A 24,671-nucleotide genomic window follows, 5' to 3' on the forward strand; every position below is an offset into this window, starting at 1 on the left:
GGCAGCCCTCCAGGAAAGGACACACCCCATGACACACCTCCACCGGTTCGCCGCCCTGCTCGGCGTCCTCACCCTGACCCTCGCCGCGCTGCGCGAGCGGCTCGCCGCCGATGATCCGGACCGCGGGGACGTCCCCGGCTGGGTGATGCTGACCCTGATGTCCGCGGTGCTCGTGGCCGGTCTGCTGCTGGTGGCGCAGCCGGCCCTGGAGGGGCTCTTCCAGGACGCGATGGCGCGCGTGAGCCAGAACTGAGGATGGACGAGGAGCGCGCCCGGCCGGGCGCCGGGCCCCCGGGGACGGACCGGGGCAGTGCGGTGGTCGAGTACGTCATGGTGGCCGGCCTCGTGGCGATGATCTTCGCCGCCACGCTGCAGCTGGCCCTGGCCCTGCACGTGCGCAACACGCTGATCGACGCCGCCGCGGCGGGCGCCCGGTACGGCACCCTGGCCGACCGGTCGCCCGAGGACGGGGTCGAGCGGACCCGCCGGATCGTCTCCGGCGCCCTCGGCCCCCGGTACGCCCAGGACGTCGTCGCGACCACCGCGGCGGTGGGTGAGCTGCGGACCCTGGAGATCACGGTGGTCTCGCCCCTGCCCGTGGTGGCGCTGTTCGGTCCGCCCGACTCCCTGGAGGTGCGCGGCCATGCCGTCCTCGGGGATTGAAGCTCCTGCCTCCAGCGGAGCAGCGGCATCGACGGCTACGGCTGCTTCGACCGCCTCGCCCGCCTCGACCGGAGCGACCGGCGCGATCGGAGCGACCGGGACGGCCTGTGCGGCCGGGCCGCCCGATGTGCTCGGGAGGACTGCGGGCGGTGACGAGGGCAGCGCGGTCGTGGAGTTCGTGGCGCTGGGCACGCTGCTGCTCGTCCCCGTGGTCTACTTCGTGCTCGCGGTGGCCCAGGTCCAGGCCGGGGCCTTCGGAGTGGTGGCCGCCGCGCAGCAGGCGTCCCAGGTGCTGGCCCGGGCCGAGCCCGGTGCGCTCTCGGACACCGGGCTGACCGCGGCGGCGCGGCTGGCGGCCGCGGACCAGGGCTTCGCCCCCGACCGGCTGGCGCTCCGCCTCGAGTGCTCCGACGGGGCGTGCGCGGAGCCCGGTGCGGTGGCCACGGTGCACGCCACCCTGGAGGTCCCGCTGCCGCTGGTGCCCGGGTTCACCGACCTGGACGTGGCCGTGCTGACGTCCTCGGCCACGGTCGTGATCGGCCGCTACGGATGAGCGGGCGGACCGCCGGACCCGGCCCGCGCCGGGACGGGAGCCGGGACCAGAACCGGGACCACGCCCGGGGCGAGGACCGGGACGACGGGCAGGTGACGATCCTGGTCATCGGCTTCGCGGTCGTGCTGCTCCTGCTCACGGTCGTGGTCATGGGGGTCACCGCGGTCTACGTGGGGGAGCGCAAGCTGCAGGTGCTGGCCGACAACGCCGCGCTCGCCGCGGCCGACACGTTCGTGGCGCTGGAGCCGGGGACGGGCGGCGCCCCGCCCGTCACGGTCCTGGACGACGACGCCGTGGCAGGGGCGGCGACCGCCTACCTCGACACCGTCAGCGCCTGGGCGGGAACGCCGGGCCTGGCCCTGGCCGCACCCACCGGGAGCCCGGACGGGCGGACCGCCGAGGTGACCCTGGCCGCCGTCGTGCACCCGCCGGTGGTCAACCTCCTGGTGCCCGACGGCATCCCGATCACCGCCACGAGCGAGGCCCGCGCGCGACTGGGCCGATGACGCGGCCCACCCGGTTCCGCTGACCCGCGCGGCCGCTCCGGGGGCGGCTCGGCCGGTGCGGGAGGCACGGCGCTCGCAGACGTCAGGGCCGGCCCCGGACCGGGCGACGGAGATGGTCACCGTTCGGGTGCTGTTCGGCGCGATCTCATTGACCGCCCGGGCGCGGCGGCGCACGCTGGTGCCGAGGGGATGTTCCTCCGGACCGGTCCTCGGGAGTGCATCGGTCCTGGTGGGGAGGAGGTGTCGCGACGACGTCCGGTGCGGCCGCACGGCCGGCACCGCAGTGAGCGGGACGCGCACCACGGGAGCAACCGGTGCGGGCGGTCCCGTCCGACACCACATCGAGGTCTCGACATGAGCACTGTTCGCGCGCGGGGACGGTGGAGCACGCCGGTGCAGGGCGTGCTGACGCTGCTGCTCGCGCTGGCGCTGGGCATCGCAGGGCTTCCGCCGTCGGCCGCCCGGGACGATCCCGGGGACGTCCTGCGGAGCGCGGCCCGCCCGCTCTCCTACGACGACACCGTCCGGAAGGACGGACCCGCCGCGTACTGGGCCATGCGCAGCCCCGGTGCGGGCACGGAGAAGGACCTGGTGGGCAGGCTCCACGGCAGCTACCACGGCAAGCCGAAGCGGGCGACCCTGCCCAACGGCGACACGGCCGCGGACTTCGACGGCACCGGTCAGTACCTCCAGGTGCCCGATGCCGCCGCCGTCAGCGCGGGCACGCGCGGCGTGCTCACCGTCGAGGCGTGGATGCGCCCCGACGCGCTGGACTTCCGGTCCCAGGAGGGTTCGGGGTACGTGCACTGGATGGGCAAGGGCGCGCCGAGGAACCACGAGTACGTCGCGCGGATGTACTCGAAGAGCAACTCCGAGAACCGGCCGAACCGCATCTCCGGCTACGCGTTCAACCCCTCCGGAGGGGAGGGGCCGGGGTCCTACTTCCAGGTGCCGGTGCGCAGGGGGGAGTGGATCCACTACGTGCTCGTCATCAACGCCAAGGACAAGGGCGGGGACTATCCGCACGGCTACACGAAGATCTACCGCAACGGGCAGCGCATGGACCAGGACGACCTGGAGCACGACGGCACGGTCGTCGTGCCCCGGCGCGGCAGCGCGCCGTTCCGCGTCGGCACCCGGGACCTGAGGTCGTTCTTCGACGGGGCCGTCGGCAAGGTGGCGGTCTACACCAAGGAGCTGCCCAGGAAGCAGGTGGAGGAGCACTACCGGGTGATGACCACGCGGTGAGGACCGGGGCGCGGCCCGGCCCGGACGGCGGGAGGCGACGGCGACGCGTCCCCGGTTTCTCAGCCGGCGAGAACGTCCCTGGTGCCGGCCGCGGGGACGTTCCTATGCTGGCGGGCACCCGGGAGATCATCCCGGACGGCGGGGGGAACGACCTGCCGGCCCCGTCGTCGAAGGAGAAGGCCATGGACGCTCCCGTCCGCTCCGTCATCAGCCCAGGACGCTACGTCCAGGGACCGGGCGCCATCGCCTGCCTGGGAGAGTATCTCGCCGCCGTCGGGCAGACACCCCTGGTGGTGGCCGACGACGTCGTCTGGGGGTTCGTGGGCCACGACGTGGAGGCGTCCCTGGCGCGGGCCGGCATGGCGACCACGCGCGAGGCCTTCAACGGCATCCCCTCGGCCGGGGAGATCGACCGGCTCACGGCGGTCATCCGCGCGGCGGGGGCCGACGTGGCCGTGGCCGTGGGCGGCGGCAGCACCATCGACGCGGTCAAGGCCTCGGGGTTCCTCGCCGGGATCCGGTGGGTCAGCGTCCCCACCGTCGCCTCCACCGACGCGCCGACCTCGGCGCTGGCGGTCGTCTACACCGACGAGGGCGTCTTCGAGGAGTACCGGTTCTTCCCCCGCAACCCCGACCTCGTCCTCGTCGACTCCCAGCTGGTGGCCAACGCGCCGGCGACGTTCCTGGCGGCGGGCGTCGGCGACGCCCTGGCCACCTGGCTGGAGGCCAGGGCCACCGCCGCCTCGGGGTCGCTGACCATGGCCGGGGGCACGGCCACCCTCACGGGCACCGCCCTGGCCCGGCTGAGCTGGGACGTCCTGTGGGACAACGCCCTCGTGGCGATGGACGCCGCCCGGGACCACGTCGTGACCCCGGCACTGGAGAAGGTCATCGAGGCCAACACCCTGCTCTCCGGGCTCGGCTTCGAGTCCGGCGGACTGGCGGCGGCCCACGCCGTCCACAACGGACTGACCGCGGCGCCGCAGACCCACGGCCTGGCCCACGGGCAGAAGGTCAACATCGGCTCCATCACCCAGCTCGTGCTGGAGGGCGCCCCGAGCTCGGAGATCGTGGACTTCATCGAGTTCACCACCCGGGTCGGGCTGCCGACCACCCTCACGGAGATCGGGCTGCGCGCGGAGGACACCGAGGAGATCCGGGCCGTGGCGCGGGCCGCCACCGTGGAGAGCGAGACCATCCACAGCATGCCCTTCACCGTGCGGGCGGACGACGTCGCCGCGGCGCTGACCTCCATCGAGCGCCTCGGCCGGCGGGTGCGTGCCCGCGCCGGCCTGCCCGAGCCGCAGCCCTACCGCCACGCCCACTAGCGTCCCGCCCGGACACGATCCGTCCGGGCGGTCCCGTCCCGGGCGGGTCCCGCCCCGGCGGGACCGGTCGGCGGAGGGCTCAGTGACCGCGGGGCAGGAGCGCCCCGCGGTCGAACTCCTCGGTGGCCGCCACGGCGCCCGTGCCGTCGATCAGGGTCACGGCGCCCGCGGCGCCGTGCGCACCCGCGGAGATGTCGGCTCCCGTGTCGGCGATGACGTTCTCGAGGGTCACCCCGGCTCCCACCCGGACGCCGTCCAGCAGCACCGAGCTGCGCACCGTGGCGCCCTCCTCGACGACGACACCGGGGCCGAGCACCGAGTGCTCCACGGCGCCCCGCACGGTCGTGCCCGCGGCGACCATCGACCCGCGCAGCTCGGCGCTGCCGGCGATCCGGGCGGGCACGCGCTGAGGCTGGGCCGAGAGGATCGGCCAGCCGGGGTCGTCCAGGGCCACGCCGTCGCCGTCGAGCATCTGCATGTGGGCGGTCCAGTAGGACTGCAGGGTGCCCAGGTCCATCCAGTACCCGTCCAGGCGGTGCTCCACCACCGTGCGGTGCGCCACGAACCACGGGACCAGGTCGTTGCCGTAGTCCTCGAGCCCGCCCTCCTGCTCGTGCACGAGGTCCAGGGCCTCCAGCAGCTTCTCCGCGTCGTAGAGGAACATCTCGGCCGCGACCAGCCGCCCCCGGGGCTCGTCCGGCTTGTAGTCGAAGCCGGTGACGCGGCCGCCGTCGTCGGCCTGCACCACGCCGTAGCGGGAGGGGTCCTCGTCGACGAGCGTGGTGACCACGGTCAGGTCGGCGCCCCGCTCGAGGTGGGTGTCGATCACGTCGAGGAAGTTCAGCGTGTACAGGTGGTCGGCGCTGAGCACCAGGACCAGGTCCGGGGCGAAGTCGCGGATCAGGTCCTTCTGCCGGTAGAGCGAGTCCGCGTTGCCCTCGGCGAAGCCCTCGCCCTCGGTGCCCTGGTACGGGGGCAGGACCTGGAGCCCGCCGTGGGTGCGGTCGAGGTCCCAGGGGCGCCCGTTGGCCAGGTGCTGGTTGAGGCTGTGCGGAAGGAACTGCTCGACGACCCACACGTCCGAGAGGTGGGAGTGCACGAGGTTGGACAGGGCGACGTCGATGAGCCGGTAGGTGCCCGCCACGGGCAGGGCGGGCTTGACCTTCTTCTCGGTCAGGGCGCCGAGCCGGGAGCCCTTCCCGCCGGCGAGGACCAGGGCCAGCGTGCGAGGGATGCGCATCGTGCTTCCTTCCTCTCGGCACCATCCTGCCAGAGGGGCGCCGGGCCGGGCCGGGGCGATTTGCCCCCATGGGATAATCTTGGCTTCCATGGCCTCCCTTGACTTCCCGGCAGAGATCTCCGCCCTCCGTTCCACGTTCGCGTCCATCGAGGCCGTGAGCGACGTCGACGCCATCAAGCGGGACATTGCCGAGCTCTCGCAGCAGGCGACCGCCCCGGACCTGTGGGACGACCAGGCCGCGGCGCAGAAGATCACCTCCAAGCTCTCCCACAAGCAGTCCGACCTCGAGCGGCTCGAGAAGCTCGGCGGCCGCATCGACGACATCGAGGTCATGGTGCAGCTGGCCGCCGAGGAGGACGACGCGGAGACCCTGGAGCTCGCCGTGGAGGAGCTCGCCGCGGTCAAGAAGGCGCTCTCCCGGCTGGAGGTCCAGACCCTGCTCTCGGGCGAGTACGACGAGCGCGAGGCCGTGGTGACCATCCGCTCCGGCGCCGGCGGCGTGGACGCCGCCGACTTCGCCGAGATGCTCATGCGCATGTACCTGCGCTGGGCGGAGCGCCACGGCTACCCGACCACCGTCCTGGACACCTCCTACGCGGAGGAGGCGGGCCTGAAGTCCGCGACCTTCGAGGTCAAGGCCCCCTACGCCTTCGGCACCCTGTCCGTCGAGGCCGGCACCCACCGGCTCGTCCGCATCTCCCCCTTCGACAACCAGGGGCGGCGCCAGACCTCGTTCGCGGCGGTGGAGGTCATCCCGCTCATCGAGCAGGACGACTCGATCGAGATCCCCGAGTCCGAGATCAAGGTGGACGTCTTCCGCTCCTCGGGCCCCGGCGGGCAGTCCGTGAACACCACGGACTCCGCCGTGCGGATGACCCACATCCCCACGGGCATCGTCGTGTCCATGCAGAACGAGAAGTCCCAGATCCAGAACCGCGCCGCCGCGCTGCGCGTGCTCCAGTCGCGGCTGCTCCTGCAGCGCCAGGAGGAGGAGAGCGCCAAGAAGAAGGAGCTGGCCGGGGACGTCAAGGCGTCCTGGGGCGACCAGATGCGCTCCTACGTCCTGAACCCGTACCAGATGGTCAAGGACCTGCGGACCAACCACGAGGAGGGCAACCCCTCCGCGATCTTCGACGGCGCGATCGACGGCTTCGTCGACGCCGGGATCCGCTGGCGCGCCGACCAGCGCCACGCCCCGGCCGACGCCTGAGCTCCCGCGGGACCCCTGACCGGGCCCCGGCCGGTCCCGCGACCGGCCGGGGCCCGGTGCCCTGGGAGGGCGGGCGCTCAGCGGCGCAGGAAGCGCGCCACCGTCCGTCCCGGCCGGGTGCGGGGCTCCGTCCCGGCGGGGTCGTCCTCGGGGGCCGCTGCCGCCGGGTACAGCTCCTCCGCCTCCCGCAGCTTGGTGCGGTGCAGCCGCGCGGCCGTGGCGGGGAAGGCGTGCGACCGGGCGGGCGCGTACGGCTCCGTGCCGCCGGTGGGCGTGACGGACCACCCCGTGCCGGCCTCGAGCAGCGACTGGTGCTTGACGCGGTAGTAGTCGGGGCTGACCTCCAGCGCGGTGCCCTCCGCGCCGCACGCGGCGGCGAGCAGGTGGAAGTGGAACCGCGAGGTGATCCACGTCTGACCCGGCCGGGCCGGGAAGCCCTCCTGCCAGAGCCGCGTGAACGGCACGAAGTTCTCCTCGGGGACGAGGTCGGCGAGCCGGTCGAAGGCCGCGCGGTCCGCGCCGGGGATCGCCTCGAGGTAGCGCACGGTCCGGCCCGCCAGTGCCGGACCCGTCAGCGCGGCCCGCACGGCGGCGACGGCGCCGTCGAGGATCCCGGGCTCGGTCATGTCGCTCTGCAGGCACACCCACACGTCGCCGTCGTCCGTCCCCTCGGCGGGCGCGCCGGTGAAGCCCGCGAGGCCGGGCAGGCCGAGGAAGGCGTCGTCGGGGGCGCGGTCGGCGCGGGCGAGCTGGGCGCTGGGCGCGTCACGGACCGTGGCGTGGTCGAAGGCGCCGAGCGCGGCGCGCAGGCCCTCGGCGTCGGTGGCGGGGGCCAGGCCCAGGCCGGTGGCGGCCAGCCGCGCCCCGGAGACCTGGCGCAGCCGCAGCGCCGCCCGGAGCAGGCGCGCGTGGTGCGGCCAGATGGAGTTCAGGTACCCGCCCCCGAGGATGTGCACGGAACTCGCGCGCCGGGCGCCGAGCAGGCCGAGGTCGTAGCGCGGGGACCCCAGGTGCGTCACCACCCGGTCCACGTGGGCGTCCGCCGCGGCCGGGTCCATGCCGGTCGTCTCGAAGGCGAGCCGCCACAGGGTGTCGGTGGTCCGCAGACCCGGGTGCAGTCCGTCGAACAGGTGGGACGCCAGCCCCGGGTGGGGGCAGTCGAGCCACACCTCGGCGCCGGGCCGGGCGCGGGCGAGGAAGCGCAGCCACGAGGCGGCGATGAACTCGTCGCCGAAGTTCGGGTGACCGCTCGTGCCGACGAGGTACAGGACGTCCGCGGCGGGCGGGCGCTCGATGGGGACTGGCTCCAGCATCCGCCCAGCCTACCGGGTGCGGCGGGGGTGACCTGGGGCGACGCTCCTGGGCGGGGCGCCGCCGGGTCCGGGTGCCGGCCGTGGTCCCGCGCGAGGGCCGTGGCGTAGGATGGAGGATCTGCCGCGTGCCCCGGTGCGCGGCACGTTCCCGTCCGCACCGTCCCCAGGGAGGAGGCCCATGGCCAAGAAGGACACCGGTCGCCAGGTCGTCGCCAACAACAAGAAGGCCCGGCACGACTACCACATCCTCGACACCTACGAGGCGGGTCTCGCGCTCATGGGCACCGAGGTGAAGTCCCTGCGCATGGGGCGCGCCTCGCTCGTGGACGGGTTCTGCCAGTTCACCGACGGCGAGCTGTGGCTCGAGGGCGTCCACATCCCCGAGTACCTGCAGGGGTCGTGGACCAACCACTCCGCCCGCCGCCGCCGCAAGCTGCTCCTGCACCGCAGCGAGATGGACAAGATCCAGCAGAAGACGCGGGAGTCCGGCTTCACGATCGTGCCGCTGTCCCTCTACTTCGTGGACGGGAAGAAGGCCAAGGTCGAGATCGCCGTGGCCAAGGGCAAGCGGGAGTACGACAAGCGCCAGACCCTGCGGGAGCAGCAGGACAACCGCGAGGCCCAGCGGGCCATGCGCTACAAGAACCTGGGCTGAGCGTCCTGAGGTGAATGCTTGCGGTCGGCGGGTACCGCGCGGTAGAATGGTGTGTCCCGCTGCGGCGGGATGCTTGACAACAAAATACGGGGATGATCGGTTTCGACGATGTGAGTTGAGACAGGGGAAGCGGGTCGAGGACGCAGAGTTATCTCGTAAACGCTCTCTGTAAAACAATAGTTGCCAATTCTCAGAGCAACGTCGCCAAGTCTCAGAACGCCTTCGCCCTCGCGGCGTAAGCGCAACCAGACTACTTAGGTGACTGTCAGCCCGGGTTCGCCTTCGACCCGGGGTCTGGCATCAATCAGGAGGCCACTGCTCCAGCCGTTCGTCGCGGGCGTCTGGAGAACACTTTCGCGACTGAGTCCGTCGGCCACGTGTCTGCACGAGGGCCGGGACTGAGAAAACGCCACGCAGACTGCACCCGGAGAAGCCCTGACAATGCTGCATCGGACGGGGGTTCAATTCCCCCCATCTCCACGAGATCCCTGACCGGGGAGCGCCGCGAGGCGCTCCCCGGTTTTTTTGTGCCCGGATCGTTCCGGGGGCAGGGCGGGCGCCGTGCCGCCGCCCGGGAAGGGGCACGTCCCGGCGGGCCGTGTGACAAGCTGGTGGCGTACCGCAGACGACCGAAAGGGCAACGCCATGAGCCACAACGACAACACGCCAGACCAGAGCGGCACCGGTGCCGGCGGGTCGTCGAGCTCCGGTCGCCACGACCCGCCCGAGTACGGTCAGCGCGTCGAGGGAGCGCCTTCGGGACCCTCCTACGAGCCGCCGCGCTCCGGCCAGGGCGGCGCCGGCGAACCGTACGCCACACCGCAGTACGGCCAGGGGCAGCAGGGCTACCAGAGCCAGTACGGCCAGGGCCAGTACGGCGGCCAGGGCTACCAGGGCCAGGACTCCTACGGCCAGGGGCAGCAGGGCTACCAGGACCAGTACCGCCAGGGCCAGTACGACCAGGGTCAGTACGGCGGCCAGGGCTACCAGGGCCAGGGCCAGTACGACCAGGGCCAGTACGGCGGCCCGGGCTACCAGGGGCAGCAGGGCTACCAGGGGCAGTACGACATGAACCAGTACGGCGCGAGCCCGCGGCCCGCCGGCACGGGGCTGGGCATCGCCTCCCTGGTGCTGGGCATCGTGGCGCTGCTGACGTGCTGGTTCGTGCTCGGCCTCGTCCCGGGCCTCGTGGGCCTGGTACTGGGCATCGTGGCGCTGCGCAAGCTGGGCAGGACGCCCGGCGCGTCCAAGGCCCTGCCGATCATCGGCATCGTGCTCAGCGTCCTGGCGATCCTGGCGAGCATCCTCTTCCTGGTGCTCTTCGGGGCGCTGTTCGGGGAGTTCGGGCCGGCCATGGAGGCCTGCTCGCAGTTCTCCAATGACCAGGCGGCGTTCCAGCAGTGCATCGAGCGGGAGATGGGCTTCACCGGCCAGGACCTCTGACCCCGGCCGGAGACCGACGACGACGGGGGCCCGCACCGGCCGGTGCGGGCCCCCGTCGTCGCGCGGGCGGGTCAGGAGCCGGTCGCGAGCAGCCCCAGCACCTCGTCGTGCAGCAGGCCGTTGGTGGCCAGCGCGTTGCCGCCGAAGGGCCCGGGCTCGCCCTCGAGGGACGTGAACCGGCCGCCGGCCTCCTCGACCACGGGCACCAGCGCGGCCATGTCGTGCAGGCTGAGCTCGGGCTCGCAGGCGATGTCCACGGCGCCCTCGGCGAGGAGGCAGTAGGACCAGAAGTCGCCGTAGGCCCGGGTCCGCCAGACCTCGTCGGTGAGCTCCAGGAAGCGCTCGCGCACCCCGCGGTCCCGCCACCCCGTGAGCGAGGAGTAGGACAGCGAGGCGTCGGACAGCCGCCCCACCTGGGAGACGTGGATCCGCTGGGCGTTGGCCAGGGACTTGCCGGTGAACGCGCCCGTGCCGGCCGCCGCCCACCAGCGGCGCCCGAGCGCCGGCGCGGAGACCACGCCGACCACCGGCCGGCCCTCGTCGACGAGGGCGATCAGGGTGGCCCACACCGGCACGCCGCGCACGAAGTTCTTGGTGCCGTCGATGGGGTCCACGACCCACTGCCGGGCGCCGCTGCCGGTGGCGCCGTACTCCTCGCCGATCACGGCGTCCCGGTTGCGCGCGCGCCCCAGCTGGGTGCGGATGAGCTGCTCGGCCTCGCGGTCGGCGTCCGTGACGGGGGTGAGGTCGGGCTTGGTCTCCACCGTGAGGTCCTGGGCCTTGAACCGGCGCATGGTCAGGCGGTCCACGGCGTCGGCCAGGATGTGGGCGAGGCGGAGGTCGTCGGTGTAGTTGCTGGGGCTGCGCATTGGTCCAACCTACCCCGAACCGCGGTCCCGGGCCTGGTCGGGCGGGGGTGCGAGGCACCCCCGCCCGACGGCTCACTGGACGCCGAGCTCCTTGTCCTCGCGGGACTCCCCGGGGCGCTCCCCGGCCCCGAGCAGCCGGCGCAGGGAGACCAGCCGGGACTCGCCCGCCTCCCCGGCGCGGCCCTGCGCCACCCAGGCGTCCAGGGCGCAGCCGGGGGACGTCCCCGTGTGCCGGCAGCCCTTGGGGCACTCGGCGATCGCCTCGGCGAGCTCGTCGAAGGACTCCACGATCCGGTCGTGGTCCACGTGCGCCAGGCCGAACGAGCGGATGCCGGGGGTGTCGATGATCCAGGACCCGGGGGAGGCGTCCTCGATCTTCAGGGCGAGGGCCGACGACGACGTGTGCCGGCCCCGTCCGGTCACGGCGTTCACCCCGCCCGTGGCCCGGTCGGCGCCCGTGAGGGCGTTGACGAGAGTGGACTTGCCCACGCCGGAGTGGCCCAGCAGCACCGAGACGTGGCCGTCGAGACGCTCGCGCAGGGCCTCGACGAGCGCCGGGTCGAGGGGCAGCGTGGTCCCGTCGTCGTCGGCCGGGACGTCGCGCGCGGGTCCCGAGACGAGCACGGGCAGCTCGAGCGCCGTGTAGTGGGAGATCAGCTCGGCGGGGTCCCGCAGGTCGGTCTTGGTGATGCACAGCAGCGGTTCGATGCCGGCGTCGTAGGCGGCCACGAGGGAGCGGTCGATGAACCCGGTGCGGGGCTCGGGGTTGGCGGCGGCCACGACGACCACGAGCTGGTCGGCGTTGGCCACCACGACCCGCTCGACCGGGTCGGTGTCGTCCGCGCTGCGGCGCAGGACGGTGGAGCGCTCCTCGATCCGCACGAGGCGGGCCAGGCTGTCCGGGGCGCCGCTGACGTCGCCGACGAGGCCCACGAGGTCGCCCGCGACCACGGGCCGGCGGCGCAGCTCCCGGGCGCGCACGGCCACGACCAGCCGCTCCCCGGGGGTGTCCTCCTCGAGGATCGCGGTGTAGCGGCCGCGGTCCACGGTGACGATGCGGCCGGTGACGGCGTCCTCGTGCGCCGGCCGCTCCTTGGTGCGCGGGCGGGAGCCGGTCTTGCTGGGACGGACGCGCACGTCCGACTCGTCCCAGTCGCGCCGGACGGAGTCCCTACGCGTCACGGCTCGTGCCCGTGAGCTCCGCCCACAGCCGGGGGAACTCGGGGAGGGTCTTGGCGGTGGTCGCGATGTTCTCGACCCGGACGTCCGGGACCACGAGGCCGATCACGGCGCCGGCGGTGGCCATCCGGTGGTCCTCGTAGCTGTGGAACGTCCCGCCGTGCAGGGGGGCCGGCCGGATCAGCAGCCCGTCCGCGGTCTCCTCGGCGTCGCCGCCGAGCCGGTTGATCTCCGTGACGAGCGCGGCGAGCCGGTCGGTCTCGTGGCCGCGCAGGTGGGCGATGCCGCGCAGCCGCGAGGGCGTGCCGGCGACCGCGCACACGGCCGCGACGGTGGGCGCGAGCTCCCCGGCCTCGCCGAGATCGAGGTCGACCCCGGTCACCGCGTCCGGTCCCGTGACGGTGAAGGTCCCGTCCGTGAGCTCCACCGCCGCGCCGAAGGCCGGGAGGATGTGCTTCCAGTGGTCGCCGCCCTGGGTGGTGCGGTCGGGCCAGCGGGGCACCGAGACCCGTCCGCCGGTCACCACGGCCGCGGCCAGGAAGGGGCCGGCGTTGGAGAGGTCCTGCTCGATGGTCACGTCGAAGGCCCGCACCGGCCCGGGGGAGACCCGCCACTCGTCGGGCACGGAGTCGTCCACGGAGACGCCGAGGCCGCGCAGCACCTCGACGGTCATCTCGACGTGCGGCATGGACGGCACACCGCGCCCCGAGCCGTCGGCGCTGCGGTGGCGCAGCACGAGCCCGTCGTCGAACCGGGCACCCGCGAGCAGCAGGGCCGAGACGAACTGGCTCGAGCCGGTGGCGTCGATCTCCAGTTCCCCGCCGCGCACGCCGCCGGTGCCGTGCACGGTGAAGGGCAGCCGGCCCCGGCCGTCGTCCTCGACCCGCAGGCCGAGCGCGCGCAGGGCGTCGATCACCGGCCCCATGGGGCGCACCCGGGCGCCCGGGTCGCCGTCGAAGGTGACGGGACGCCGTGCGAGGGTGGCGACCGGCGGCACGAAGCGCATCACGGTCCCGGCCAGCCCGCACTCGACCGTGACCGGGTCGGCGGCGTCCCAGGGGGCGGGCTCGACGAGCAGGTCGGGGCCGAAGCCGCCGTCCCCGGGCACCTCCTCGACGCGGGCCCCGAGGGCCCGCAGGGCCTCGACCATCAGCCGCGAGTCGCGGGAGTGCAGGGGCGAGCGCAGCCGGCACGGACCGTCCGCCAGGGCGGCGAGCAGCAGGTACCGGTTGGTGAGGGACTTCGAGCCCGGCACCGTCAGCTCGGCGACGACGGGACGGGGCCCGACGAACGGAGCCGGCCACAGCTCGTGCTGCGGGGCCGGCTCCGCGGCGTCGGGACGGGCTGCGGGGGCGGAGGACTCCGGCGGCATCACGACAGGGGGACCGGGGCCTAGCCCTGCTTGACGGCGTGCTGGAGGGCCTTCTCGGCCTTGGCCACCTGCTTCTGGGTGTCCTTGCCCAGCTTGGAGGCGTTCTTGCGGACGTCCCCGGCGAGGTGCTCGGCACGCCACAGCAGGGACGGGTTGCCCTCGGTGTCCACGGCGGCGAGCATGACGGCGCCCACCAGGGAGGAGTTCTTGAAGGCGGTGGAGCGGCGGGCGGCCTTCTGCTCCGGGGTGCTCGCCTCCGCGGCGCGGTAGTCGGCGTAGGCGTTGAGCGCGGTGGTGGTGACGAGCACGCCGGCCGAGAGGCGGGGCAGCTTGCCCAGCCCGAAGAGCACGGCGGCGCCGAGCTGCGCCGCGGCCAGGCCCTGGGCCACCACGGCGTGGTTCTGCAGCGCAGGTCCGGCCTGGGGGAAGGCCTTCGTGGCGGCGGAGATCGCCGGGGCGAGGTGCTGGGCGGCCTGGGACGAGTTGCGGAAGCTCTCCACCCCGTTGGCGACGTAACCGGTGGCCAGCAGCGGGCGGGCGATGCGACGGACGATGCTCATGGGTTCCTCCTCGGCGGCAGACGGTACCGCGGGGCTGTGTCGGGCGGGTCTGGATCGGCGGACGGCGCCGCTCGTCCCATCCTAGCCACGGGGACCGCGCCCGGGGCGAGCACGGGCCGGGCGCGGTGGGAATAGGTGCGACGGTGACACCCGTTGTGCAGGACAGCGGCCGCCCCGTCCGGGGCAGGTCACCGGCACAGGTTTTCGGAGGGACCCGCACGGCGGGGGAGAGGAGCAGTCATCACCGCCCCCACGAGCGTTCTCGAGCCCGCCCCGGCCCGCGCGCGCGTCCCCGTAGACTGGTCCGTGATGAACGAGCAGAACCAGCAGGGGGCCGCCCCCCAGCGCACCGAGCCGCCCGTCGACGTCGAGACCGAGTCCCCCGAGGACCGGAAGGCGCGCTTCGAGCAGGACGCCATGGTGTACGTGGACCAGCTCTACGCCGCCGCCCTGCGCATGGCTCGCAACCCGGCCGACGCCGAGGACCTCGTGCAGGAGGCCTACACGAAGGCGTTCTCCGCGTTCCACCAGTACAAGCCCGGCACGAACCTCAAGGCGTGGCTGTACCGCATCCTCACGAACACGTACATCAACCTCTACCGCAAGCGGCAGCGCGAGCCGCTGCAGGCGAACACCGACACCGTCGAGGACTGGCAGCTGCACCGCGCCGAGTCCCACACGTCCTCGGGGCTGCGCTCCGCGGAGGTGGAGGCGCTGGACCACCTGCCGGACAGCGACGTCAAGCGCGCCCTGCAGGAGCTGCCCGAGGAGTTCCGGCTGGCGGTGTACTTCTCCGACGTGGAGGGCTTCGCCTACAAGGAGATCTCCGAGATCATGGACACGCCGATCGGGACGGTGATGTCCCGCCTGCACCGCGGGCGGAAGCTGCTGCGCGAGAAGCTCGCCGACTACGCCGCCGAGCGCGGCTTCGACACGTCCAGGGTGACCGGCGACAAGAAGAAGGAAAAGGACAAGTAGACATGGCCGACTGCGAGAGCCTCGGATGCTGCACGGACGAGAGGATCCGCCTGATCTACGAGTACCTCGACGGGGTGCTCCCGGCGGACGACCTCGACGAGATCCACGGCCACCTCCTCGAGTGCCCGGAGTGCGCCCGCGAGTACGACCTGGAGTGCGTGATCCGCTCCGTGGTCCGGCGGTCCTGCGCGGAGACCGCGCCCGCCGACCTGCGGGTCTCGATCCTCGCCCGGCTGCACGGCGCGCGCCAGGACCCGCCCGCCGCCTGAGCGCGGCGCCCCGGCTCCCGCACGGCAGGACCTCCGGGCACACGGAAGGGCCCCGGACCGCGTCAGCGGTCCGGGGCCCTTCCGTCACGGCGTCGCCGGGGTCCGGGAAGGACCTCAGGCGTTGGGGCGCTTGCCGTGGTTGGCGCCGCCCTTGCGGCGGTCCTTGCGCTTGCGTCCGCGCTTGCTCATGCGAGCCTCCTGTCTGTCCGCGGTCGCCCGCGGTGGATCGTGGGTGTCGGCGTCCGTTCCCGCGTGGTCTGGTGATGTCAGCGGCGGCCGGACGAGGCACTGCCCGCCATTCTCTCACACGCGGGACGGGCGGGGCTCACCGGGGCTCGGGCAGGTCCAGCCAGTCGTACCAGCCGCGGTGCAGCACGAGCCACGCCATCAGCCCGTAGCCGGCCTGGCCGGGGTGTCCGTGGTTGGCCGCGAGGTCCTTGCGCCACTGCTCGTGGTGCTGCAGCGGGTTGAACGTGTCCACGTAGACGTGGTTGCGCCGGGTCGTGACGTCCGCGTAGGCGGCCGAGAGGTCCGCGATCCGGCGGTTGCGCTCGGCGTCCATCGTGGGCGGGGGGCCGACCACGAGGACCCGCACGTTGTGCTGGGAGGCGGTGTCGATGATGTTGGCCATGTTCAGCCGGGAGCGCGCGCTCGTGATGGACAGGTCGATGTCCAGGGTGGAGGGCGCGATGACCAGGCGGTTGTCGTGGCCGGGGGAGAAGCGGCGGGCCGCCTCCTCGAACCAGCGCTCGTTGAGCGACTCGCTGCCCTCGCCGGGCGCCGCCAGGTTGTAGGCGGACACGGGGGCCACGTGGTGCGGGGTCCGGGCCATGACCCGCCCGAACCAGCCGAGGCCCCGGGGGTCGCCCTCGCCGGCCAGCAGCTCGTCACCGACTGCGACAATTCTGATCCTTCGTTGCTCCACGTCGTTCTTTCTGGTCGGGGGTGCGGGATGTCGGGGGGACGAGCGGCGCCGGCCCGTGGGCACGGGCCGGCGCCGGACTCGCTGGGGACGTGCGGGAGGGCAGGGGCACGGGCCCCGCCCTCCCGGGACGGGCTCAGTCGCGCTCGAAGGCCGTCTGCACCAGGGTCTCGAGCTCGGCCGCGTGGCGCTTGGCCGAGCCGTTGGCCGGGGACGCGGACGCGGGGCGGGAGGCGAGCCGGACCGGCCGGTCGAGCTGCGGCAGGAGGTTGACCGCCATGAACGGCCAGGCGCCCTGGTTGGCGGGCTCGTCCTGCGCCCACGTGAGGCGGGCCTCGGGGTACTTGCCGAGCTCCTCCCGGATCTCCGCGAGGGGCAGCGGGTACAGCTGCTCCACGCGCACGATCGCCGTCCTCCGGTCCTTGCGCTCCTCGCGGGCCGCGGCGAGGTCGTAGTAGAGCCGGCCGGAGACCAGCACCACGTCGGTGACCTCGGCGGCCTCGAGCCCCGCCTGGTCGCCGATCACCGGGCGGAACGCGCCGGAGGTGAACTCCTCGATCGGGGAGGCCGCCGCCTTGAGGCGCAGCAGCTGCTTCGGCGTGGCCACCACCAGCGGCTTGCGCGGGCGGCTGTAGGCCTGCCGGCGCAGCAGGTGGAAGTGGTTCGACGGCGTCGAGGGGTTGGCCACGACCATGTTCTTCTCGGCGCACAGCGTCAGGAAGCGCTCGATCCGGGCCGAGGAGTGGTCCGGGCCCTGCCCCTCGAAGCCGTGCGGCAGGAGCATGACCAGCGACGAGCGCTGGCCCCACTTCTGCTCCGCGGAGGAGACGAACTCGTCCAGGATGATCTGGGCGCCGTTGACGAAGTCGCCGAACTGCGCCTCCCACACGGTCAGGGCGTCCGGGCGCTCCACGGAGTAGCCGTACTCGAAGCCCAGCACGCCGTACTCGGACAGCAGCGAGTTGTAGATCGCCAGCTGAGCCTGGTTCCCGGAGAGGTGGTTGAGCGGGGTCCACTCCGCGCCGGTGCCGGAGTCGTAGAACACGGCGTGGCGCTGAGTGAACGTGCCGCGCCGGACGTCCTGGCCGCTCATCCGGACCGGGATGCCCTCCATCATGAGGGAGCCGAAGGCCATGAGCTCGCCCATGCCCCAGTCCACGCCGCCCTCGCGGGTCATCGCCTCGCGGCGCTCGAGGAGCTTGCGCAGCTTCTTGTGCACGGCGAAGTCCTCGGGGACCTCCACGTGCACCGCGCCGATCCGCTGGGCGGCCTCGGTCGAGATGGCCGTGGTGCGGGGGATCGAGACCCCGGAGTCCGCCTGCTGGGCGGAGGGCCGCTCGATGTTCGAGATCGCGGCGGAGTCCCCGGTGACCAGCGGGATGGAGGACGTCTGCGCCTCGTGCGTCTCGGCGAAGACCCGCTCCAGGCGCTCCTGGTAGTCCTTCAGCGCCCGGTCGGCCTCCTCCTGGGTGATGTCGCCGCGGCCCACGAGGTTCTCGGTGTAGATCTTGCGGGTCGAGCGCTTCTCCTCGATGAGGTTGTACATCAGCGGCTGGGTCATCGAGGGGTCGTCGCCCTCGTTGTGGCCGCGGCGCCGGTAGCACACGAGGTCGATGATGACGTCCTTGTGGAACGTCTGCCGGTACGCGAACGCCATCTGGCCCACGTGCGTGACGGCCTCGGGGTCGTCGGCGTTGACGTGGAAGATCGGCGCCTGGAGTCCCTTGGCGATGTCCGTCGCGTAGGTGGTGGACCGGGCCGCGGCGGGCGCGGTGGTGAAGCCCACCTGGTTGTTCACGACCACGTGGACGGTGCCGCCCACGGTGTAGCCGGGCAGCAGCGCCATCTGCAGGACCTCGGCCACCACGCCCTGGCCCGCGAAGGCCGCGTCGCCGTGCACCTGGATCGGCAGCACCGGGAACGTCCCGTCGCCCTCGGGCCCGGCGCCCAGGACGTCCGTCTTGGCCCGGGCGATGCCCTCGATGACCGGGTCGGCGGCCTCGAGGTGGGACGGGTTCGCGGCGAGGTAGACCTGGGTCTCGTTGCCGTTGTCGGAGGTGAAGGAGCCCTCCGTGCCGAGGTGGTACTTCACGTCGCCGGAGCCCTCGGTGGTGCGCGGGTCCTGGCTGCCCTCGAACTCGCGGAAGACCTGGGCGTAGGACTTGCCGGCGATGTTGGTGAGCACGTTGAGCCGGCCGCGGTGGGCCATGGCGATGCCGACGCCCGCGAGCCCGGCGTCGGCGGCGTCGGAGATGATCTCGTCCAGCAGCGGGATCAGGGACTCGCCGCCCTCGAGGGAGAAGCGCTTCTGGCCCACGTACTTGGTCTGCAGGAACGTCTCGAACGCCTCGGCGGCGTTGAGCCGGCCCAGGATGCGGAACTGCTCCTCGCGGCTGGGCTTCTGGTAGCCGTGCTCGAGCTGGTCCTGGAACCACTCGCGCTCCTCCGGCTCCTGCAGGTGCATGTACTCCACGCCGAGGGTGCGGCAGTAGGCGTCCCGCAGCCGGCCCAGGATGGTGCGCAGGCTGAGCACGTCCGCGCCGCCGAAGCCGCCGGTGGGCCACTCGCGCTCCAGGTCCCACAGGGACAGCCCGTAGGTGCGGATGTCGAGGTCCGGGTGCTTGCGCATCACGTACTCGAGCGGGTTGGTGTCGGCCATGAGGTGGCCGCGGACCCGGTACGCGTGGATGAGCTGCTGGATCCGGGCGACCTTGTTGACCTGGATCTCCGGGTTGACCTGGTTGTCCACGGCCCAGCGCACGGGCTCGTAGGGGATCCGCAGGGCCTCGAAGATCTCGTCGTAGAAGTCGTCCCCGCCCAGCAGGTAGGACTCGATGAGGCGCAGGAACTCGCCGGAGCCCGCGCCCTGGATGACGCGGTGGTCGTAGGTCGAGGTCAGGGTGATGATCTTCGAGACCGCGTGCCGCGCGATGGTCTTGGGGGAGGAGCCCCGGTACTCGGCGGGGTGGTCGAGCGCGCCCACGCCGACGATGCACGCCTGGCCCTTGGACAGCCGCGGCACGGAGTGCACGGTGCCGATGCCGCCCGGGTTGGTCAGGGACACCGTGGTGCCCTGGTAGTCCTCCATGGTCAGCTCGTTGGCGCGCGCGCGGCGGACGACGTCCTCGTACGCGTTCCAGAACTGCATGAAGGACATGGCCTCGGCGCCCTTGATGTTCGGCACCACGAGGTTGCGGGAGCCGTCCTTGTTCGGGATGTCGATGGCGATGCCGAAGTTGACGTGGGCGGGGTGCACCGCCACGGGCTTGCCGTCCTGCTCGTCGTAGACGACGTTCTGGGAGGGGTAGTTGGCCAGCGCCTTGATCACGGCGTAGCCGATCAGGTGCGTGAAGGACACCTTGCCGCCGCGGTTGCGGGAGAGGTGGCTGTTGATCACGATCCGGTTGTCGATCAGCAGCTTCGCCGGGACGGCGCGGACCGTGGTGGCGGTGGGGACGGTGAGGGACGCGTCCATGTTGGCGGCCACGGCCTTCGCCGGCCCGCGCAGCTTGACGACCTTGTCCTCGGCCGGCGCGTCGTGGTTGGGGGCCGTGGCGCGGGCGCGGGCGGGCTGGGCCGGGATGGGCCTCTTGGCGTCGGAGGCCTCGGTCTCACCCTGGTCGGTCTCGGGCCGGCCCTCGGCCTTGGCACCGGACCTGGTGGGCGCGGGCGCCGTGGCGGGCTTCGCGGCCGGGGCGGGGGAGGTGCGGGCGGCGGTGCGCTGGGCGGCGGGCGGCTGGGGGGCGGCGGCGGCCTTGGGCTGCGCGGGGGCGGCTGCCGGGGCCGCCTTCGGCGCCGGGGCCTTCGCGGCGCCCGACGGCTCCGGGGCGGTGCTGCTGTCCGCGCTCATCGACTCGAAGATCGGCCACCACTTCTCGTCCACCGAGTTCTTGTCCGTCCGGTACTTCTCGAACAGTTCGTCGACGAGCCACTCGTTACCTGCGAATTCTTCAGGGATGGGGTGCTGTGGCTGATGTGGCACGGGGAATACGCCTCTTCCATGGTTGATCGCGTGGAGGCCGTCTGCCCGGTCTCCACAGTGTCGGTCCCGGCAGCGTCCGGACCCGCCGCCGGTGTTCCTCGCCGGCCGTCTCCCGTGACAGCCGGCGGCGTCCGCCTCCGGAACCTGCCGGACGGTCGTCGACCGGGCGCGGCCGTACCTCCGGCGAGTCTAGTGATCCGCGCGGCGGCATGGCTAGTCCGCGCCCCCGGCCCCGGGGCGCGTGTCGCGGGCCCCGGCTAGACTGGCGCGCGTGCGATTTCTCAACACCCCCACGTCCGACCTGACCTACAGCGACGTCTTCCTCGTCCCCTCGAGCTCCCGGGTCACCTCCCGGTTCGACGTCGACCTCACCCCGCGCGACGGCACGGGCGCCACCGTGCCGCTGGTGGCCGCGAACATGACCGCCGTGACCGGGCGCCGGATGGTCGAGACGCTGGCCCGCCGCGGCGGTCTGGGCATCCTGCCGCAGGACATCCCGCTGGACGTCATCGCGGACGTCACGTCCTGGGTCAAGGAGCGCTCGCCGCGCTTCGAGACCCCCGTGGTCCTCGGGGACGAGGACACCGTCCACGACGCCCTGGGCATCATGCACAAGCGGCCCCACGGCGCCGTGGTGGTGTGCGGTCCGGGGCGGGCCTACCGCGGGGTGGTGCTCGCGGCCGACTGCGCCGAGGTGGACCGCTTCACCCAGCTCGGCTCGATCATGCGCACCGACGCCCCGGTGTTCACCCTGGCGGAGGTCCGGGCCGGGTCCGGCGACGACGTCCTCGCCGCCGCCTACGACCGGCTCGCGCAGACCCGCGCCCACGTGGCGCCGGTGCTCGACGGCGACACGGTGGTGGGCGTGCTGACCCGCAAGGGCACGGTCCGCTCCACGATCTACACCCCCGCCCTGGACGGCGCGGGCCGGCTCCGGGTGGGCGCCGCCGTGGGCATCAACGGGGACGTCCGGGGCAAGGCCCGGGCGCTGCTCGACGCCGGCGTGGACGTGCTCGTGGTGGACACCGCCCACGGCCACCAGCGCAAGATGGTGGAGGCCCTCGAGCTGGTCCGCGCGGCGGCCCCCGACGTGCCCGTCGTGGCGGGCAACGTGGTCACCGCCGACGGCGTCCAGGACCTCGTCGACGCCGGCGCGGACATCGTGAAGGTCGGCGTGGGCCCCGGTGCGATGTGCACCACCCGGATGATGACCGCCGTGGGCCGGCCCCAGTTCTCCGCCGTGCTCGAGTGCGCCGAGGCCGCCGCCGGGCTGGGCCGGCACGTCTGGGCGGACGGCGGCGTGAAGCACCCCCGGGACGTCGCCCTCGCCCTGGCGGCGGGGGCCAGCCAGGTCATGGTGGGCTCCTGGTTCGCCGGCACCCACGAGGGCCCGGGCGAGCTGAACGTGGACGCCGACGGCCGCATGTACAAGGAGAGCTTCGGCATGGCCTCGACCCGCGCCGTGCGCGAGCGCACCCGCGGCGAGGGCGCCTTCGCCCGCGCCCGCAAGGGGCTCTTCGAGGAGGGCATCTCCAGCTCCAAGATGTACCTCGACCCCGAGCGCCCCGGCGTGGAGGACCTCGTGGACCAGATCACCGCGGGCGTGCGCAGCTCCATGACCTACGCGGGCGCCACGACCCTCGAGCAGTTCGCGGCCCGGGCCGTGGTCGGCATCCAGTCCGCGTCCGGCTACGAGGAGGGCAGGGCGCGCCCCGTCAGCTGGTCCTGAACCGGCGCCGGAGGGCTCCCGCTCCGGTACCCTGGAGCTCTCATGGACTCGTTCAGTAGTTGCCGGCCCGGCCGCGGCGCCCCCCGCCGCGGCCCCCGAGCCGGCTCGCCCACCGTCCCCCGCTCCGCCCCCGGCCGCCCGGCCGCCGACCGCCCCGTCCCCGCCCGGCGGGCCGCCGCGGGAGGCCGCTCCTGATGGAATGGCTGCTCCTGGCGGCGGGTCTGCTCCTCATCCTCGGCACGGGCTTCTTCGTGGCCGTGGAGTTCTCCCTCGTGGCCCTCGACCAGACCACGGTGCGCCGGGCGATCGCAGAGGGCGACCGCGCGGCGGAACCGCTGCTGAAGTGCCTCAAGTCCCTGTCCACGCAGCTCTCCAGCTGCCAGCTGGGGATCACACTGACCACACTTCTCACCGGCTACACCCTGGACCTGGCGCTCCAGTCCTTCCTGCGGGAACCGATCGCCGAGCTCACCGGTCTGTCCGTGGCGGCCGCCGGGGGAGCGACCCTGGCACTGTCGATGCTCATCTCCACGCTGCTGTCCATGCTGCTGGGCGAGCTCGTGCCCAAGAACTGGGCCATCGCGGAGGCGTTCCGGGTGGGACGGCTGGTCGCCCGTCCCCAGCTCGTGTTCACCGCGGTGTTCAAGCCGTTCGTCGTCACCCTCAACGGCGTGGCCAACCGGGTCCTGCACCTGTTCGGGATGGAGGCCAAGGAGGAGCTCTCGGGCGCGCGCTCGCCGGAGGAGCTGTCCTCGATGGTCCGCCGCTCCGCGAAGATGGGCACCCTGGACGCCGGCACCGCCGCGTTCGTCGCGAAGACCCTCACCTTCGCCGAGCGCACGGCCGCGGACGTCATGACGCCCCGGATCCGCGTGCAGATGCTCGACTCCCACGAGTCCGTCGCGGACGTCGTGGCCGTCGCCTCCCGCACCGGGCACTCCCGGTTCCCCGTGATGGACGACTCCCCGGACGACGTCCGCGGGGTGGTCCACGTCAAGAAGGCCGTGGCCGTGCCGTCGGAGCGCCGCGCCGCCCTCGAGTGCGGGGCGATCATGGAGGACGTCCTGCGCGTGCCCGAGACCGTCCACCTCGACTCCCTGCTCGTGCAGCTGCGCTCCGGCGGGCTCCAGATGGCCGTCGTCGTCGACGAGTGGGGCGGCACCGCCGGCGTCGTGACCCTCGAGGACCTCGTGGAGGAGGTGGTCGGGGAGGTCTCCGACGAGCACGACCGGCTCAGCCTCGGCGCCCTGCAGTCCGCGGCGGGCGAGTGGTACTTCCCCGGGCTGATGCGCCCCGACGAGGTCTCCGAGCAGATCACCGAGCTCGACATCGAGGACGGTCCCGCCTACGAGACCATGGGCGGGTTCATGATGGACCGGCTCGGGCAGGTCCCGAAGCCCGGGGACGTGGTCCCCGTCCAGGGCGGCGTGCTCGAGGTCGCCCGGATGGAGGGGCGCCGCGTGGACCGCATCCGGTTCGTCCCCGCACCGGCCGAGCCCGAGGACGCCCCCGCAGGGGCCCGCGAGAGCGGCGCCCGAGAGGAGGACGCACGATGAGCGACTGGGCAGGCCTCGCGTGGCTCGTGGTGCTCCTGGCGGGCAACGCCTTCTTCGTGGGCGGCGAGTTCGCCGTCATGTCCGCGCGGCGCAGCCAGGTCGAGCCGCTGGCCGAGGAGGGCAACAAGCGGGCCCGGACCGCGCTGTACGCGATGGAGCACGTGTCCCTCATGCTGGCCTGCTGCCAGCTGGGCATCACCGTGTGCTCGCTGCTGATCCTCAACATCTCCGAGCCGGCGCTGCACCACATCGTCTCCGGCCCGCTGGTCCACCTGGGCGTGCCGGCCGAGGTCGCCGACGTCAGCGGGTTCCTCACGGCCCTGCTCGTGGTCACCTTCCTGCACGTGGTGTTCGGCGAGATGGTGCCGAAGAACATGTCGGTGTCCGCCGCGGACCGCGCCGTGCTGCTGCTGGCGCCCCCGCTCGTGCTCGTCTCCCGCATGGTCAAGCCGGTGATCGCCACGCTGAACTGGACGGCGAACCACGTCCTGAAGCTCATGGGCATCGAGCCGAAGGACGAGGTGTCCTCGACCTTCACCCTGGACGAGCTCCAGTCCATCGTGGCGGAGTCCACGAAGGAGGGCACGGTGGCGGACCAGACGGGCCTGCTCTCCGGCGCGCTCGAGTTCTCGTCCAAGCGCACCGCCGACGTGATGGTGCCGCTGCACCAGCTCGTCACGCTGCCCGAGGACGCCTCCGCGGCGGACGTCGAGAAGGCGGTGGCCCGCACGGGCTTCTCCCGCTTCGCCCTCACGGAGGACGACGGCGAACTCAACGGCTACCTGCACATCAAGGACGTGCTCTCGATCCCGGAGAGCCGCTACAACGAGCCGGTGCCGGTGACCCGGGTGCGCTCGCTGGCGAACCTGCGTCCCGGCATCGAGATCGACGACGCGCTGGCGGCGATGCAGCGCACGGGCTCGCACCTGGCGCGCGTGGTCGACGCCGGCGGGCAGACCCTGGGCGTGCTGTTCCTCGAGGACGTCATCGAGGAGCTGGTGGGCGAGATCCGGGACACCACCCAGGACCGGCGGCAGCGCCGCGGGGACCGGGTGGACACCTCGGAGCTTTTCGAATGCCTTTTACTCTGGGATAA

23 protein-coding genes and 1 other RNA gene are annotated in these 24,671 nt (G+C 72.9%); 15 read left to right on the forward strand and 9 right to left on the reverse strand.

All coding sequences use genetic code 11. The annotated features are described in order from the left end of the window. Nucleotides 1-28 precede the first annotated feature (28 nt). The 6 genes from H488_RS28810 to H488_RS28835 all read left to right on the forward strand — a co-directional run bounded on the left by H488_RS28810 (nucleotide 29) and on the right by H488_RS28835 (nucleotide 4,298). Nucleotides 29-253, forward strand: a complete 225-nt coding sequence (locus H488_RS28810; RefSeq protein ID WP_017833651.1) for a hypothetical protein — start codon at nucleotides 29-31, stop codon at nucleotides 251-253. 2 nt (nucleotides 254-255) lie between these two features. Then, nucleotides 256-663, forward strand: a complete 408-nt coding sequence (locus tag H488_RS28815; protein WP_017833652.1) for a TadE/TadG family type IV pilus assembly protein — start codon at nucleotides 256-258, stop codon at nucleotides 661-663. 127 nt (nucleotides 664-790) lie between these two features. Further along, nucleotides 791-1,216 carry a hypothetical protein gene (locus tag H488_RS28820; protein ID WP_237740443.1) on the forward strand — a complete coding sequence of 142 codons (426 nt, stop codon included), beginning with the start codon at nucleotides 791-793 and terminating at the stop codon, nucleotides 1,214-1,216. Beyond that, nucleotides 1,213-1,722 (forward strand): pilus assembly protein TadG-related protein, encoded by a 510-nt coding sequence (locus H488_RS28825; protein WP_017833654.1) that lies wholly within the window; start codon nucleotides 1,213-1,215, stop codon nucleotides 1,720-1,722. The genes H488_RS28820 and H488_RS28825 overlap by 4 nt, the downstream gene beginning before the upstream one ends. 354 nt (nucleotides 1,723-2,076) lie before the next feature. After that, nucleotides 2,077-2,970 (forward strand): LamG-like jellyroll fold domain-containing protein, encoded by an 894-nt coding sequence (locus tag H488_RS28830; protein ID WP_031283094.1) that lies wholly within the window; start codon nucleotides 2,077-2,079, stop codon nucleotides 2,968-2,970. A gap of 104 nt (nucleotides 2,971-3,074) precedes the next feature. Further along, nucleotides 3,075-4,298 (forward strand): glycerol dehydrogenase, encoded by a 1,224-nt coding sequence (locus H488_RS28835; RefSeq protein ID WP_017833656.1) that lies wholly within the window; start codon nucleotides 3,075-3,077, stop codon nucleotides 4,296-4,298. Between the two features lie 79 nt (nucleotides 4,299-4,377). On the opposite strand, the gene H488_RS28840 is transcribed toward H488_RS28835, so the two are convergent. Beyond that, nucleotides 4,378-5,538: a glucose-1-phosphate adenylyltransferase family protein gene (locus H488_RS28840; protein ID WP_017833657.1), complete on the reverse strand. Its 1,161-nt coding sequence runs from the start codon at nucleotides 5,536-5,538 to the stop codon at nucleotides 4,378-4,380. Nucleotides 5,539-5,626: 88 nt separating this feature from the next. Between H488_RS28840 and prfB the strand changes: the two genes are divergently transcribed. Continuing rightward, nucleotides 5,627-6,748, forward strand: a complete 1,122-nt coding sequence (gene prfB / locus H488_RS28845; protein ID WP_017833658.1) for a peptide chain release factor 2 — start codon at nucleotides 5,627-5,629, stop codon at nucleotides 6,746-6,748. A 77-nt stretch (nucleotides 6,749-6,825) separates the two neighbouring features. Here the strand turns inward: prfB and H488_RS28850 are convergent, their stop codons facing one another. Then, nucleotides 6,826-8,061: a polysaccharide pyruvyl transferase family protein gene (locus H488_RS28850; RefSeq protein ID WP_017833659.1), complete on the reverse strand. Its 1,236-nt coding sequence runs from the start codon at nucleotides 8,059-8,061 to the stop codon at nucleotides 6,826-6,828. 178 nt (nucleotides 8,062-8,239) lie between these two features. On the opposite strand from H488_RS28850, the gene smpB reads away from it, so the two are divergent. From smpB to H488_RS36110, 3 genes are all read left to right on the forward strand, one after another. Further along, nucleotides 8,240-8,716, forward strand: coding sequence for an SsrA-binding protein SmpB (smpB, locus tag H488_RS28855; RefSeq protein ID WP_017833660.1), 477 nt, complete (start codon nucleotides 8,240-8,242; stop codon nucleotides 8,714-8,716). 88 nt (nucleotides 8,717-8,804) lie between these two features. Beyond that, nucleotides 8,805-9,199: a transfer-messenger RNA gene (ssrA, locus tag H488_RS36605) on the forward strand. Between the two features lie 162 nt (nucleotides 9,200-9,361). After that, nucleotides 9,362-10,159: a DUF4190 domain-containing protein gene (locus H488_RS36110; RefSeq protein WP_017833661.1), complete on the forward strand. Its 798-nt coding sequence runs from the start codon at nucleotides 9,362-9,364 to the stop codon at nucleotides 10,157-10,159. Nucleotides 10,160-10,230: 71 nt separating this feature from the next. Here H488_RS36110 and hisN read toward each other — a convergent pair whose 3' ends face one another. From hisN to H488_RS28875, 4 genes are all read right to left on the reverse strand, one after another. Continuing rightward, on the reverse strand, nucleotides 10,231-11,028 hold the full coding sequence (gene hisN, locus H488_RS28860) for a histidinol-phosphatase (protein ID WP_017833662.1): 798 nt from the start codon (nucleotides 11,026-11,028) through the stop codon (nucleotides 10,231-10,233). Nucleotides 11,029-11,100: 72 nt separating this feature from the next. Beyond that, on the reverse strand, nucleotides 11,101-12,210 hold the full coding sequence (gene rsgA / locus H488_RS28865) for a ribosome small subunit-dependent GTPase A (protein ID WP_017833663.1): 1,110 nt from the start codon (nucleotides 12,208-12,210) through the stop codon (nucleotides 11,101-11,103). Beyond that, a complete protein-coding gene (gene aroA / locus H488_RS28870) occupies nucleotides 12,200-13,579 on the reverse strand; it encodes a 3-phosphoshikimate 1-carboxyvinyltransferase (protein WP_031283099.1) in 1,380 nt (459 codons plus the stop codon). Before aroA ends, rsgA begins: the two co-directional genes overlap by 11 nt. A gap of 20 nt (nucleotides 13,580-13,599) precedes the next feature. Next, nucleotides 13,600-14,139, reverse strand: coding sequence for a DoxX family membrane protein (locus H488_RS28875; RefSeq protein ID WP_017833665.1), 540 nt, complete (start codon nucleotides 14,137-14,139; stop codon nucleotides 13,600-13,602). 309 nt (nucleotides 14,140-14,448) lie between these two features. Here H488_RS28875 and H488_RS28880 point away from each other — a divergent pair, with 309 nt between their 5' ends. Together H488_RS28880 and rsrA are read left to right on the forward strand one after the other, a co-directional pair. After that, the gene (locus H488_RS28880) at nucleotides 14,449-15,117 is read left to right on the forward strand and encodes a sigma-70 family RNA polymerase sigma factor (protein WP_017833666.1); all 669 of its coding nucleotides are present in this window, start codon (nucleotides 14,449-14,451) and stop codon (nucleotides 15,115-15,117) included. A gap of 2 nt (nucleotides 15,118-15,119) precedes the next feature. Then, nucleotides 15,120-15,386 carry a mycothiol system anti-sigma-R factor gene (rsrA, locus tag H488_RS28885; protein ID WP_017833667.1) on the forward strand — a complete coding sequence of 89 codons (267 nt, stop codon included), beginning with the start codon at nucleotides 15,120-15,122 and terminating at the stop codon, nucleotides 15,384-15,386. Nucleotides 15,387-15,500: 114 nt separating this feature from the next. Here the strand turns inward: rsrA and H488_RS38520 are convergent, their stop codons facing one another. The 3 genes from H488_RS38520 to H488_RS28895 all read right to left on the reverse strand — a co-directional run bounded on the left by H488_RS38520 (nucleotide 15,501) and on the right by H488_RS28895 (nucleotide 20,290). Continuing rightward, nucleotides 15,501-15,575 carry a 50S ribosomal protein bL37 gene (locus tag H488_RS38520; protein ID WP_095343185.1) on the reverse strand — a complete coding sequence of 25 codons (75 nt, stop codon included), beginning with the start codon at nucleotides 15,573-15,575 and terminating at the stop codon, nucleotides 15,501-15,503. Between the two features lie 136 nt (nucleotides 15,576-15,711). After that, entirely contained in the window at nucleotides 15,712-16,311 is a 600-nt protein-coding gene (locus tag H488_RS28890) for a GDSL-type esterase/lipase family protein (protein ID WP_031283102.1), read from the reverse strand. A 133-nt stretch (nucleotides 16,312-16,444) separates the two neighbouring features. After that, a complete protein-coding gene (locus H488_RS28895; RefSeq protein ID WP_031283103.1) occupies nucleotides 16,445-20,290 on the reverse strand; it encodes a multifunctional oxoglutarate decarboxylase/oxoglutarate dehydrogenase thiamine pyrophosphate-binding subunit/dihydrolipoyllysine-residue succinyltransferase subunit in 3,846 nt (1,281 codons plus the stop codon). Between the two features lie 271 nt (nucleotides 20,291-20,561). On the opposite strand from H488_RS28895, the gene H488_RS28900 reads away from it, so the two are divergent. The 3 genes from H488_RS28900 to H488_RS28910 form a co-directional block, all read left to right on the forward strand. Beyond that, entirely contained in the window at nucleotides 20,562-22,019 is a 1,458-nt protein-coding gene (locus H488_RS28900) for a GuaB1 family IMP dehydrogenase-related protein (RefSeq protein WP_017833670.1), read from the forward strand. Between the two features lie 194 nt (nucleotides 22,020-22,213). Further along, nucleotides 22,214-23,575, forward strand: coding sequence for a hemolysin family protein (locus H488_RS28905; protein ID WP_017833671.1), 1,362 nt, complete (start codon nucleotides 22,214-22,216; stop codon nucleotides 23,573-23,575). Further along, a partial coding sequence (locus tag H488_RS28910) for a hemolysin family protein (protein WP_017833672.1) occupies nucleotides 23,572-24,671 on the forward strand: 1,100 nt, incomplete at its 3' end. The genes H488_RS28905 and H488_RS28910, both read left to right, overlap by 4 nt.

Origin of the sequence: Kocuria sp. UCD-OTCP (assembly GCF_000349605.1) — a bacterium.
GTDB lineage: Bacteria > Actinomycetota > Actinomycetes > Actinomycetales > Micrococcaceae > Kocuria > Kocuria rosea.